The sequence below is a fragment of the Arthrobacter hankyongi genome (assembly GCF_022012395.1).
Lineage (GTDB): Bacteria > Actinomycetota > Actinomycetes > Actinomycetales > Micrococcaceae > Crystallibacter > Crystallibacter hankyongi.
On sequence record NZ_JAKLTQ010000007.1, the window covers coordinates 50568 to 63135 of the forward strand.

A 12568-nucleotide genomic window follows, 5' to 3' on the forward strand; every position below is an offset into this window, starting at 1 on the left:
CCCGATCCGCTCCAGGGTGTGGTTCATCGCCCGCTGCAGCCGGTCCGGCGCGCCCTTCATCTGCGTCTCGACACCGAAAATACCGGCGCCGTTAGTGTGTGCCCGCGTCCTCGGGCGCCGTCACGGTGCACCAAACCGCCTTGACGGTTTCCGTTCCGTCGTTCCAGAAGCGGTGCGGCACCGCCGATTCGAACGCAATGCTATCCCCGGGACCGAGCTCGTATTCGTCGAACTCCAGTTGCACGCGCAGGCGTCCGGAGAGGACCAGCCCGTATTCACGGCCGCTGTGGCGAACGAAGCTGCCCGGCTGGGTGGAACCGCTGCCCGCTGCGTAGACGATCTCCCGGAAGTCGACGGGTTCGCGAGTGGTGGGTGTGAGCAGTTCCCAGCGGACACCGCTCTCCACGTCGATACTGCGCCGCTCCGCCGCCCGGGTCACGTAGCGGTCCTCGCCCGGGGTCCGGGCGATTCCCACGTCAGGGGTGCCGGGTCCGGCATTGTTGCTGAACAACTCGCCGACACCCAGCGAAAGAACGTCGGCAATCGAATACACCAGCGAGATCGACGGCTTGACCAGCCCGCGTTCAACCTGGGAGATGTGCCCTGCCGAGACGCCCAGGCGGCGGGCCAGCTCCCGCAGGGTCAGGCCCCGCTCGGTGCGGGCCGCACGGATCCGGGCTCCGACGTCGCCATGGCCTTCCGGCTGGGGGCCGGCATCCGGAGCCGTTCCAGTGTGCGATTCGGCAGTTTTCGGCTGGGCTTCCGCCACGTTCCCTCCCCGGCGTACTGTTCGGTAGTGTTCGCTCTACCATAACGCCTGCCCATCGCAAAAAGCGGAATGGACCGGTGCGGGAAGTCATGTAGCGACTTTCCGCACCGGTCAGCAGCGCGCTCCGGCTACGAAGCCTGTTCGCTGAGGGAATATCCGAAGGCCGCCAGTGACGGCTCGAAGGCGCCTCCGCCGATCCGGCCTTCCAGGCCCTGGCCTTCGATCATGCCGAGCAGCACCACCGGGGCCACCCCGGCCTCGGTGATCCGTGTCGCCGAGACCCCGGTCCGGATCGGCAGCCGCGGATGCTCGACCTCCATCAGCATGCCCGGCCGGTCCAGCACACCCTCGGGCGCGAAGCCGCCGAGCCCCTTCAGGGTCAGCGGCGCGTGCCGCAGCGCTGCGCCGCCCAGGCCGAAGAAATCGACCACGGCGCTGTCCCCGATGGCACCGAGGACCGGCAGCCCCCGGTACTCATCGGCGATCGGACCGCGCGGCGGCGTCCCGGCGGCGGTCCGCCAGCGTCCGGGCTCCGCGGCGGTCTGGAACCCGAAGTCGATACCGTTGCCGCCCGCGCGCGTCACGGCGTCGGATCCGTCCACTCCCTCGGCCGCCCGCAGGGACAGTGCCGCAGCCGCCATCCACAGGTTCAGGGCGAACGGCGGGCATTCGGCCAGGAACGTCCCGGCCTCCGGGCCGAAGACGGATAAATCATCGCGGAGCAGTTCGGCGGCAATCAGTGCGCTGCCGGCGATCGTGCGGTTGTGCCCGTCATCGCCGTCAGCCAGGGAACGCGCCAGCAGCGGCAGCAGGTGGATCGGCCCGCGCGCGGCCAGCCGTTCCGCCACCCAGCCCGCGAACGGCCCGTGCAGCCAGCGCTGGTGTTCCAGCAGCCCCGGTTCGAGGACGCCGACGCGCAGGCAGTGCCGCATGCCCTCGTTGAGCACGGCGTAATGCACGCCTCCGCTGGCCGGATCCGTGACCACGTGCAGCTGCATGGACGGGGAGATGATGCCGGCCAGCGGCACCAGGCAGTCATTGTCCTGGGCCGGCTCGAAATTCACCGCCGGCGAGTCGAAGAGTTCCGCAGCGGCTGCCGCACTGTCCGCCCAGCCTTCGAAGAGGATGGACTGGACCGCGGAGTTGCGCACCGGTTGCGGCACCGCGCTCCGGCTGCTGAACGGCGGGCCGGCATGCAGCAGGGTCCGCTCCGGGCGCCCCTGGGCGGCGAGCACCTGGGCCAGCGGCGCCATGCCCGTCCAGACCGGCTCGGCCGAGGCAATCCGGGACGCAGCCCTGGCATTGGCGCTCACTGGTCCTCCACCCAGGTTTCGGAGATGGCCATGCCGGCGGACTGGCCGCGGCCGTTGAGGAAGTCCCGCTCGATCGTGGCACCGGGGAGGCGCCGGCCGTCAACGGTCACCTCGGCACCGTCGGCAATGCGGAAGACCGCGAACATCTCGTGCAGGCCGGTACCGGAGTCGGGGCCGGGAACGTCGACGGCGAAGGGCGTCCCGAGGCCGCGCCAGGTCATCGTGACGCTGCGTGCCCCGGCGGTCGCCAGCTCGGTCCAGTCGTCGCCCTCGAGGACCGTCTCGAAGCCGGCGCCGCCGACATATTCCAGTTCCTCCATCACCGGCGACGGGCGGAAGAGGACGAACTTGGCAACGAAGTCGCGGACCAGGAACCGGGCCAGTTCCTCGTTGTCGGTCAGCACCACGCGGGCGCCGCCGGCGGCGGCGTCGTAGGGGTTTTCGACGACGACGGCGGCCCGGCCCGGGCCGTACTTCGACGCGGCGATCCGGAAGTAGACCGACAGCGAGCTCCACTGGCCGTCCGGATCGGTCTTGAGGTAGATGAATGGGTTGTCCCCCGTCCAGGCGACGGCGCCCGGGCGGACGACGGGGGGAAGGGTCACGGTGCTGGTTTGGGTCATGTCTTGTCCTCTTCGCGGGCGGTCAGTTGGCGGCGGGCTCGGGCAGCGGGTGCCCGTTGGCGGCGCGGAGCTGAAGGAAGTTGCTGGTCGGGGCCCAGCCGAGCTTCTGCTTGGCGCGGGCGGAGGAGAAGATCGAGGCCCGCGGATTGGCCGCGAAGACCGCGCCGTCGTGCTCCGGCACGTCCCCGCCCACCACGCGCGGGTACCACTGCAGCGTGGGCTCGGGGTGGCAGCTGTCGTCGGCGCTGATGAAGAACGTGTCGAAGCCGACGCCTTCGGCTTCGACCGCGGCGCGGAAGGCCCGGGCCAGGTCGGAGGCCTCGATGTAGTAGAACAGCCAGCGCAGTTCCGGGTTGTCGATGAACTCGGTGAATTCGCCCAGCGTCTCGGGCAGCACCACCGCCAGCGGACGGAGGCAGATCACCGACATGCCCGAACCGCGCGCGACGGCCTGGCCCATGTTCTCCATGATCTGCTTGCTCAGGCTGTAGGCCTGTACGGGGCGCAGTTCGTGCTCCTCGTCCACCTGCAGGTACTGCGGCGTCCAGTCCGGGCGCATCTCGGACAGCCCGCAGGCGGAGATGCTCGAGCAGAGCACCACCTTTGACAGGCCGTTCTCCTCGGCCGCCTGGAGCACGTTCCAGGTGCCGAGGGTGTTGACGCGGATGTACTTTTCCGGCGCGGCCTTCCAGTCATAGTCGATGGCCGCCAGATGCACGACGGCGTCCGCGCCCTTGAGCGCGGAGCGCACCGAATCGAGGTCCATGACATCGACGGGCACGTACTCCACCTCTGCCGGCGGCCGGCCGTTGGGGCCTTCGGACGCGGGGGCCAGGTCCGCGTTGCGCACCTCGTGCGCCTTGGCGAGTTCCTCGAGCACGTAGCGGCCAACGCGGCCGGAGCCGCCCGTCACCACAACTTTCTTGCGGGTCATCAAATCCTCCTTCTGGTTGGGGTCCTGCGGATCAGACGCCAGCGGGCGCTGCAGCGGCGACGGCTTCGATGCCGCGGGCCTTCGCGTCCGCAGTCCGGTATTTGCCGATGAGCCATTCGTTCAGCCGGACGAGCACGACCTCGCTGGGGGCATAACGTCCGCGCGGGGCGTTGCGGGAGAACATGCCCTTCTGCACCGATTCCCAGGCATAGACGTCCTCGACCATGACGTCCTTGAGGTCTTCGACCTCCATCTTCCATTGCGCCTCAAAGTCCGGCTTTTCCAGCGTCGAGTCCGGGTAGAGCCAGGTGGCCGCGAACACGGAGGTGGTCGGGCTGGTCGGCAGCCACATGAAGTACTTGACCTTGTCCGGCATGGCGATCAGCAATAGGTTCGGCGCCACGGTGACATAGACCAGCCGGCGGCGCTGGTCGTCGGTCAGCCCCGGCAGCACCGGCTGCAGGTTCTTGCCGGTGCGGGTGGGCGAGAGGTCCTTCTCCAGGCTGACCAGGTCGTAGGCGATGATGCCCTTTTCCGGCTCGTTGGCCAGCGAGTCGTAGTCGATGCGCTCGGACGCCGTGTCGTACATCGGGCACCAGCTCTTCGAATGCAGGTGGGCGCAGTGGTAGCACTCGTCGCCGAAGATCTTCCAGTTGCAGTTCACCGGGAAGAAGCTCAGCGGGGAGGCGGACTTGAGATCGGACAGGCCCCAGTTGGTCAGGTAGGAAGAGAGGCTGCCGAGCCTCTCGGACAGGGGCGGAATATCCGCATCAAAGGTGATGAAAACGAAGTTCTCCCAGATTTCCGAGCGGATCTCGGGCAGCTTGACCGAGGACTTCACGAAGCAGGGGTTGTCATTGAGGTCCGGTGCCGACTGCAGCTCGCCATCCAGGCCGTAGACCCACGAGTGGTAGTCGCACTTGAACCGGCGGGCGTTTCCGGTGCCGTCGGCCAGGCGCATGGCCCGGTGCCGGCAGACGTTGGACTGCACCCGGATCGAGCCATCGGCTTGGCGGACCACCAGCAGTTGCTCGCCCAGGGCATCGACAGTGAAATAGTCGCCCTTCTTGGGGATATCGGTGGCCCGGCCGATGCAGAGCCACTCATGGCCGAACACTGCATCGACCTCGAAATCGTAGAACTCCTGCGTGGTGAACGCTGCCGGCGGGAGGGAGACGACCTCGTTGACGTCGCCGCAGCTGGCGTCGAATTCTTCCACGGGGATCGGACTGTGCATGGCTTCTCCTTAGGGATCTGGGTCAAAGTGCTTGGGTTGTCTGCTGTTGTCCTATAGTGTTCTGTCATACAGAACATATGTCAAGAGGCTGTTCTCATAGAAGAAAATCCACCTGGCAGGCGGCACCCGCGGACCGAAGGGAAATCCATGCGCCACATCGCACCCCAATCACTTGAGAAGACTGCGCAGTCCCTGATCGGCGGCGAAGCCACGGCCGTCGAGACCGTCCGCCGCGCCCTCGACCGAATTGCGGAGGTGGACGCCGAGGTCCGGGCCTGGGTCGAAGTCGACAGGGACGGGTCGTTGGCCGAGGCAGAACGTTTGGACAGGCTGCCAGCCGCGGAGCGTGGTCCGCTGCACGGGGTCCCCATCGGGGTCAAGGACATTATCGACGTCGCGGGCCTGCCCACCCGGTGCGGCTCCCAACTGCGGGACGGCACCCCGGCGGCCGCCGACGCCGCGATCGTCGCCCGGCTGCGCGGGCTCGGCGCCGTCGTGCTTGGCAAGACCGTCACCACCGAATTCGCCTACTTCAGCCCGGGCCCCACCGCCAACCCGCACGACACCAGCCGGACCCCGGGCGGTTCGTCCTCCGGTTCGGCCGCGGCCGTCGCGGCCGGGATGGTTCCGCTGGCACTGGGCACCCAGACCGCGGCCTCGGTCGCCAGGCCTGCGGCCTACTGCGGCGTGACCGGCTTTGTGACCGCCCGCGGCACCCATCCCGAAGACGGCATTACCGGGCTGAGCCGCTCGCTTGATTCGCTCGGCTTCCTGACCGTCTCGGTGGCCGACATGGACTTCCTGCGCCGGACGCTCGCCGGCGCCGGAGCCGCGGCCGCGTTCCCGGCTGCCTGCCCGGCGTCCGCCCCCGCTCCGGCGACGGTGCTCAGCTGGGTCCCGGGCGGAAACTTCGGCGTCGAACCGGCCATGCTGGCCGCGCTCGAACGCGCCGAACGGGAGCTGGCCGCCCTAGGCCACCCGGTGCAGCGCCTGGATTTCGACGAGCGCGGTGCCGGGCTTGTGGACGCGCACTCGGTGATCATGGCGTACGACGCCGTGCGGCTGCGCAGCGCCGAGGCCGCCCGCCCCGAGGCCATCAGCCCGCAGCTGGCGGCCCTGTTCGAAGCCGGAAGCGCGGTCAGCGACGCCGGATACGCCGCCGCGCACGGTTTCGTGGCCGGGCAGCTCGCCTGGATCCGCGCACAGCTGGCCTACGGCACCGTACTGCTGGCCCCCGCCGCCCAGGGACCCGCACCGGAGGGTCTGGACGCCACCGGCGCCCCGGTCATGAGCCGCCCGTGGCAGGCGCTGGGGCTGCCCGTGCTCGTGGTCCCCGGCCTGACCGATCCGGACACGGCCATGCCGCTGGGGGTCCAGCTGGTGTCGCTGCCCGGCGCGGAGGACGCCCTCTTCACCGTTGCCGCCGGCCTGCAGCAGCGGCCCATCAATTAACCACCTAGCCGCCCCTCCCACCCCCCACTCCCGTCGATTTGCCGCTTAATGCCCTTTTCAGACCTGGAAAGGGCATTAAGCGGCAAGTCGACGGGGAGGGTGTGGGGACGCGACAAGGCCCCGGCAGTTCATGGCTGCCGGGGCCTTGTTGCTTCCTGCGCTCCTTGCTTTTTGCGCTAGAGGTTGAGCACGATCCGCGCGCTCCGGGCCCGGGAAACGCACGGCATCATGGTCTCGTTGGCGGCCCGCTCCTCCTTGGTCAGGACCGAGTCACGGTGTTCCGGCTCGCCCTCCAGCACTTCCGTCTCGCAGGTGCCGCAGACGCCCTCGCTGCAGGACCAGTCCACGTCGGCGCCGGCCTCGCGCAGCACCTTCAGGCACGAGACGCCCGCCGGGACCTGCAGGGTGCGCCCGGACCTGGCCAGGACCACCTCGAACGGCTTGTCCTCGGTGCCGGACGCCGGCGGAGCGGCGGCGAAGCGTTCGCAGTGGAACGTCCAGCGGCCGGCGTCGGCCGCCATGGTCTCCAGCACATCGAGCAGCGGACCCGGCCCGCAGGCGTAGACGTGGTCCGCGGTTCCGAGCGCCGCGGTGATGCCGGCCAGATCGATCAGGCCGCTCTCGTCGTCGCAATGCAGCACCACGTTGCCGGCAGGCAGCCGGGCAATCTCGTCCAGCAGCGCAAGGCGCTGCCGGTTGCGCGCCATGTAGTAGAGCTTCCACGGCCGCCCGGACCGTTCCACCGCGCGGACCATCGGCAGGATCGGGGTGATGCCGATGCCGCCGGCGAAGAACACATAGGAGTCCGCCGGCTGCAGCGGGAAATGGTTCCGTGCCCCGCGCACCCTCAGTTCGGCGCCCTTGAGCAGCCTCTCGTGCACCCGCACGGAGCCACCACGGCTCTTGGGATCCTTCAGGACGCCGATGCGCCAGACGGACCGGTCCTCGACCGGCCCCCACAGCGAGTACTGCCGGCAGACCGTCCCGCCCAGCTCGTCCTCGCCGAGGAAAAGGTCGATGTGCGAGCCAGGTTCCCACGCGGGAAACGGTTCGCCGTCCAGCCGCACCAGGTCCAGCGAGACAATGTCTTCGCCCACCAGCTGCCGGCCGGACACGCGGACGCTGTAAACGGCTTCGGCCACCTTTCGACCGGCCTGTGCCCCGGCCACGGCCACATCAGTCATTGCCATCCACCCCGGACAGCACCTCGAGGAACCCGTTCATCCAGGCGTCCAGGTCGGCGGGCACGCGGGAAGTCACAAGGTTTCCGTCCACGACCACCGGCTCGTCGACCCATTTGGCTCCCGCCCCTTCCACCTCGGGCCGGATGAACGGCACGCTGGTCATGCGCCGGCCGTCAAGAATGTCGGCGGAGATGGCCACCCACGCCCCATGGCATATCATGGCGATCGGCTTGCCGGCCTGGTCCATCCTGCGGAGGAACTCCAGCGCCTCCGGGCTGCGGCGGACCAGGTCCGGGGCGAAGCCGCCCGGGACCAGCACGGCGTCGTACTCCGCGGCCTGCAGGTCCGGAAATCCCACCTGGGCGGCAAACGGGCCGAAGCCGCCCTTGCCCTTGACCGGAGCGCCCCCGGGCGTGGCAACAACAAGGCGGCGCACGGTACCGAGCAGCCTGTAGTAAGGAAAGAGGACCTCTGACTCTTCAAAATAGTCCGCGGTCAAGATCGCGACGGCGGCGTCTTTGAGCTCCATCGGGCATCCCTTCGGTAACGACGGTTATGAATGCATCAAGTGTTCTGTTAAATCAAACACCTGTCAACAGCTCGCGCCCCAATGCCTTGGATGCCGCGCCCCTGATGCCGCAGCAGGGGCAGAATGTTTCGGCAGAATTAAATATTCCCCAAATCTCTTGACGCGTGTTCGTTAAAGCAGAACACTTGTGACTCACCACACCTTGAGTCTTCCGAGGAGATCCATGACTCCGGACAGCAAGTCCCGCGGCCCGTCTGCCGCCCGCCCGAAAGCATGTCCCGCAGCACTTCCCGTCCCGCCCCGCCAGGAGGAAATGTGAGCAGTACACGTCCTGAAGCCCTCGTCAGCCAGAAGGGCCTGCGCAAGAGCGTCACGGCAGGTTCGATCGGCGTGTTCGTCCACTGGTTCGAGTGGGCCGTCTACGCCTACCTCGCCTCAACCATCGCCAAGGTCTTCTTCCCCGAGCAGGACGGCACGGCGGCGCTGCTGTCCGTCTTCGCAGTCTTCGCCATTTCGTTCGGGGTGCGCCCGCTCGGCGCCCTGATCTTCGGAACCCTCGGCGACAGGGTCGGCCGGAAGAAAACCCTGTCCATCGTCATCCTGTCCATGTCCGGCGCCACGCTGGTGGTCGGGCTGCTGCCGACCTACAGCACCATCGGCCTCTGGGCGCCGGTGCTGCTCATCGCCGCCCGCGTGGTCCAGGGCCTGGCCGCCGGCGGGGAGTTCGGCAGCGCGGCCGCCTTCCTGGCCGAGTACTCCCCGCGCCGGCACCGCGGCTTCGGGGTCAGCTGGCTGGAAGTCGGCAGCCTGCTGGGCTTCCTGGCCGCTTCCCTGGTCGTGTACCTGCTCAATGTCCTCATGGGCGCCGAGACCATCCAGGACTGGGGCTGGCGCATTCCCTTCCTGCTGACCGTCCCGCTGGGCCTGATCGGCTTCTACATCCGCACCAAGATCGAAGACACCCCCGAGTTCCGGTCCCTTGAGGAACTGGACAACGTGCCGCAGAGCCCGGTGAAGGAAGTGTTCACCCGGCACTGGAAGCAGCTGCTGCAGATGAGCGGCGTCGAAATCATGATGCACGTGACCTTCTACATCGTGCTTGTCTACCTGCTCACCTACCAGGAAGAAACCCTGAAGATGAGCGCGGACAATGCCGCGCTGCTGTCCACCGTTGCCTCGATCGCCGGCCTGATCCTGGTCCCGCTCTTCGGAGCTGCCTCGGACCGCATCGGCCGCAGGCCGCTGCTGATCGCCTCGGCCGTGCTGCTCATTGTGCTGGCCATCCCGCTCTTCCTCGTTATGCAGTCAGGCGCGCCGTGGGCCGGCTTCGTCAGCACCCTGGGCCTCGGCATCATCCTGGCCATCATCCTGGGTGTCCATGCCTGTGCCGTCGCCGAACTCTTCCCGACCCGCACCCGGCAGACCGGGCTGTCCATCGCCTACAGCATCACCGCGGCCATCTTCGCCGGCACCGTGCCCTACGTCCTGACCTGGCTGATCGCGCAGACCGGCAACACCATGATGCCGGCCTTCTACCTCGTCCTGGTTGGCATCATCGGGCTCGTCGCGATCCTGACCATGAAGGAGACCAAGGGCATCGACCTGCTCGGCGCCGAGGACTACGCCGGCCGGGCCGAAGCACCGTCCGGCCAGCTGGACCAGTCCGTCACCTCCAGCACCGGACGGCTGTAGACGGCTCTGGAGAGAACAGGGTTCTGTGGTCCGCCGAAACTTTCGGCGGACCACAGAACCTTTGTCATGCAGGGCACCAGAGAACCTTCTGAGACTGCCGGGAATCCGGTCTCCCAGTGATGCCGTAGCCGCCCCCGCACGACGCGGGAAGGCTTGTAGCCGAGGCAGCGCGGGCGCCGCGGCCTCCCCGGCAGGCGTGGATCCGGCCGGCATCCGGCCGCTGGGACCGCCCTTCGCGGCCGCTTCCCGCCGATTTCCCCGTGGAGTGTCCGGCGGCCCGGCCGGGCGACGGCGCGACCAGGCCACCGGCATCGCCGCCGCAGGACCCGATGCGCACCGTTCACGCACCAAAAGCGCCGTCCGGCATCATGCCGGACGGCGCCTCGGGACCGGGTTTGGGCCTGCTACTGCGCCGTCGGCGCTTGCACCTCGAGCGGAACATCCGAAACGCTCTGGACGAAGCGCCTGATCCGAGGTTCGGCGTCGGGCCCGAAGATCGTCTCCGGCGGGCCCTGCTTGACCACGTTGCCATCCTCCATAAAGACCACCCAGTCGGCGACATCCCGGGCCAGCTTCATCTCATGCGTGACGATGACCATGGTCATGCCCTCCTGGGCCAGTTCGGCGATGACGGCCAGCACCTCGGACACCAGTTCCGGGTCCAGCGCGGACGTCGGCTCGTCGAAGAGCATCACGCCCGGCTTCATGGCCAGGGCCCGGGCGATGGCCACGCGCTGCTGCTGGCCGCCGGAAAGCTGGTGCGGGTACTTGTTGGCATGGACCGACATGCCGACCTTGCGCAGCAGGGACCTGCCGAACTCCGTGGCTTCGTCGGCCTTCATCAGGCCCAGCTGCACGGGGGCCAGCGTGATGTTTTCCAGCACCGTCTTGTGCGGGAACAGGTTGAAGCGCTGGAAGACCATGCCGACGCCGCGGCGCTGGACGCTCAGTTCGCGGTCCGAGAGGGCCACCACGCGGCCGTTCTGCCCCCGCTTGTTGCCGATCAGCTGGCCGTTGACCTCGATGCTGCCGCCGTCGGCCGGCTCCAGGTGGTTCAGGGTCCGCACGAACGTCGTCTTGCCGGACCCGGACGGGCCGATGACGACGACGACTTCCCCGGCATGCACCTCGACGTCGACACCCTTGAGCACCTGGTTACCGTGGAAGGACTTGGTGACGCCGGCAGCGCTCACCAGTGTCTTGCCCGAATGCGCGACACGCTCGCGCCCCCGGACCACGCTGCCGGCTGCGGCGGCGTCGGGTTCGCCGTGGACGGTCGGGCGGCGGCGGCTGACATCGAGCTTGCGCTCGAGCAGGTCGCGCAGCCGGTCGAAGACCGTGACCAGCAGGACGTAGAACACCGCCACCGCCAGCAGCGTCTCCAGCACCATGAAGTTCTGCGTGTACAGGCGCTGGCCGACCAGCAGGATCTCCTCCAGCGAGATGACGCTGGCCAGCGAGGTGAGCTTGAGGATGGAGACGAACTCGTTGCCCAGCGACGGCAGCGCGATCCGGAAGGCCTGCGGGATGACGACGTGGCGCTGTACGTAGCCGTACGGCAGGCCGAGCGCCTTGGCGGCTTCGCGCTGGTCGACCGAGACGGAGAGCAGCCCGCCGCGGTGGATTTCGGCCATGTAGGCCGCCTCGCTGAGCACCAGCGCGATCAGCGCGGCGTTGAACGAGGATCCAAGGACCACCTGGGTGGCGGGGAAGACCTGCGGAACGTTGTAGGCGAAGACCAGCAGCACCAGCAGCGGCAGGCTGCGGAACAGCCACACATAGGCCCCGGCGATGCCGGCGAGCGCCCGGGAACGCGATTCCTTCATCAGCGCCAGGCCGATGCCGGCGACGTTGGCAATCACCCAGGACAGCAGGCTCAGGGCGACGACGACGCCGGCCGCCCGCCACAGGTTGGGGTCGGCGAAGAGCGAGAACGTGTAGGCCCAGTCGAATGTCATGGTCAGGCCTGCTTCAGCGATTCCTCGAGCACCGCGGGGTCAACGGCCTCCAGGTTGTACTTCTGGAGCAGCTCGTCGTACTTGCCCGAAGCCTTCATGGCCTCCAGCCCGTCCTCGAGCGCCTTCTGCATCTTCGCATTGCCCTCCTGCACGGCCAGGCCGACGGCGATCGGGTAGATCAGCTGCTGGCTGCTCAGGCTCAGCCGTCCCTTGGACTTTTCGACGGCGGTCTTGGCCACCGCGGCGTCCGTCATCTGGGCATCGACCTGGCCCGAGAGCAGCGCCTGAGTGGCCTCCGGGTCGGTGGGGAATTCCTTCACCGTAATGGCGCCCTTGCCAGCCTTCTTGCACTTGTCGCTTTCGGCGGCGGGCAGGATCTTGGCAATGACCGTCGCGGTGACCACGCCGACCTGCTTGCCGCAGAGGTCCTGGGCCGTGGCCAGGGCCGGCTGGCCCTGCTTCACGATGATGGAATTGCCGGTCTGGAAGTAGGGCACGAAGTCCACTTCCTTGTCCCGGGCGGAGGAAACGTAGAGCGTGGAGGCGATCACGTCGTAGCGGTCGGCCTTGATGCCGGCGACGATCTGGGCAAACCGGGTATCGGTGTACTTCGGCGTCAGGCCCAGCTCGGCGGACATCGCGTCCATGAACTCGACGTCGAAGCCTGCCGGCTTGCCGTTCTCCAGCATGTCGTAGGGCGGATAGGTCAGGTCGGTGCCGACATTCAGGATGCCGGCGGTGTTGGTTTCGACTTTTGCCTTGGCACCGGCTTCGGCGGTGGATCCTGTTACGCTGCCGCTGCCGCCGCACGCGCTCAGGGCCAGGGCGAGGGTGGCCGCGCCCGCCAGCAGGGCAGATTTCTGGGAGATTTTCATGG

11 protein-coding genes are annotated in these 12568 nt (G+C 68.0%); 2 read left to right on the forward strand and 9 right to left on the reverse strand.

The features are described from left to right. Positions 1 to 91 precede the first annotated feature (91 nt). From LVY72_RS24670 to LVY72_RS11310, 5 genes are all read right to left on the reverse strand, one after another. A complete protein-coding gene (locus tag LVY72_RS24670; RefSeq protein WP_237820863.1) occupies positions 92 to 769 on the reverse strand; it encodes a helix-turn-helix domain-containing protein in 678 nt (225 codons plus the stop codon). A gap of 128 nt (positions 770 to 897) precedes the next feature. Then, positions 898 to 2082, reverse strand: coding sequence for an oxamate carbamoyltransferase subunit AllG family protein (locus LVY72_RS11295; protein ID WP_237820865.1), 1185 nt, complete (start codon positions 2080 to 2082; stop codon positions 898 to 900). Then, complete coding sequence (locus tag LVY72_RS11300) at positions 2079 to 2705, reverse strand: hypothetical protein (RefSeq protein WP_237820867.1); 627 nt, start codon at positions 2703 to 2705, stop codon at positions 2079 to 2081. Before LVY72_RS11300 ends, LVY72_RS11295 begins: the two co-directional genes overlap by 4 nt. A 22-nt stretch (positions 2706 to 2727) precedes the next feature. Further along, on the reverse strand, positions 2728 to 3639 hold the full coding sequence (locus tag LVY72_RS11305; RefSeq protein ID WP_237820869.1) for an NAD-dependent epimerase/dehydratase family protein: 912 nt from the start codon (positions 3637 to 3639) through the stop codon (positions 2728 to 2730). A 31-nt stretch (positions 3640 to 3670) separates the two neighbouring features. Next, positions 3671 to 4876 (reverse strand): aromatic ring-hydroxylating oxygenase subunit alpha, encoded by a 1206-nt coding sequence (locus LVY72_RS11310; protein ID WP_237820871.1) that lies wholly within the window; start codon positions 4874 to 4876, stop codon positions 3671 to 3673. Positions 4877 to 5023: 147 nt separating this feature from the next. Between LVY72_RS11310 and LVY72_RS11315 the strand changes: the two genes are divergently transcribed. Beyond that, positions 5024 to 6328 (forward strand): amidase, encoded by a 1305-nt coding sequence (locus LVY72_RS11315; protein ID WP_237820873.1) that lies wholly within the window; start codon positions 5024 to 5026, stop codon positions 6326 to 6328. Positions 6329 to 6504: 176 nt separating this feature from the next. Here LVY72_RS11315 and LVY72_RS11320 read toward each other — a convergent pair whose 3' ends face one another. Both LVY72_RS11320 and LVY72_RS11325 read right to left on the reverse strand, forming a co-directional pair. Then, complete coding sequence (locus LVY72_RS11320; RefSeq protein ID WP_237820875.1) at positions 6505 to 7512, reverse strand: PDR/VanB family oxidoreductase; 1008 nt, start codon at positions 7510 to 7512, stop codon at positions 6505 to 6507. Continuing rightward, complete coding sequence (locus LVY72_RS11325) at positions 7505 to 8041, reverse strand: type 1 glutamine amidotransferase domain-containing protein (protein ID WP_237820877.1); 537 nt, start codon at positions 8039 to 8041, stop codon at positions 7505 to 7507. Before LVY72_RS11325 ends, LVY72_RS11320 begins: the two co-directional genes overlap by 8 nt. 315 nt (positions 8042 to 8356) lie before the next feature. Here LVY72_RS11325 and LVY72_RS11330 point away from each other — a divergent pair, with 315 nt between their 5' ends. Then, entirely contained in the window at positions 8357 to 9733 is a 1377-nt protein-coding gene (locus LVY72_RS11330; RefSeq protein WP_237820879.1) for an MFS transporter, read from the forward strand. 404 nt (positions 9734 to 10137) lie between these two features. On the opposite strand, the gene LVY72_RS24675 is transcribed toward LVY72_RS11330, so the two are convergent. After that, on the reverse strand, positions 10138 to 11691 hold the full coding sequence (locus tag LVY72_RS24675; protein WP_308190767.1) for an amino acid ABC transporter permease/ATP-binding protein: 1554 nt from the start codon (positions 11689 to 11691) through the stop codon (positions 10138 to 10140). 2 nt (positions 11692 to 11693) lie between these two features. Further along, positions 11694 to 12566, reverse strand: coding sequence for an ABC transporter substrate-binding protein (locus LVY72_RS11345; RefSeq protein ID WP_237820881.1), 873 nt, complete (start codon positions 12564 to 12566; stop codon positions 11694 to 11696). Positions 12567 to 12568: the final 2 nt, after the last annotated feature.

Coding starts and splice junctions, on each gene's coding strand:
- LVY72_RS11310 (WP_237820871.1), bottom strand. CDS start 4,876: ATGCACAGTCCGATCCCCGTGGAAGAATTCGACGCCAGCTGCGGCGAC.
- LVY72_RS11345 (WP_237820881.1), bottom strand. CDS start 12,566: ATGAAAATCTCCCAGAAATCTGCCCTGCTGGCGGGCGCGGCCACCCTC.
- LVY72_RS11315 (WP_237820873.1), top strand. CDS start 5,024: ATGCGCCACATCGCACCCCAATCACTTGAGAAGACTGCGCAGTCCCTG.
- LVY72_RS24675 (WP_308190767.1), bottom strand. CDS start 11,691: ATGACATTCGACTGGGCCTACACGTTCTCGCTCTTCGCCGACCCCAAC.
- LVY72_RS11325 (WP_237820877.1), bottom strand. CDS start 8,041: ATGGAGCTCAAAGACGCCGCCGTCGCGATCTTGACCGCGGACTATTTT.
- LVY72_RS11305 (WP_237820869.1), bottom strand. CDS start 3,639: ATGACCCGCAAGAAAGTTGTGGTGACGGGCGGCTCCGGCCGCGTTGGC.
- LVY72_RS11300 (WP_237820867.1), bottom strand. CDS start 2,705: ATGACCCAAACCAGCACCGTGACCCTTCCCCCCGTCGTCCGCCCGGGC.
- LVY72_RS11320 (WP_237820875.1), bottom strand. CDS start 7,512: ATGACTGATGTGGCCGTGGCCGGGGCACAGGCCGGTCGAAAGGTGGCC.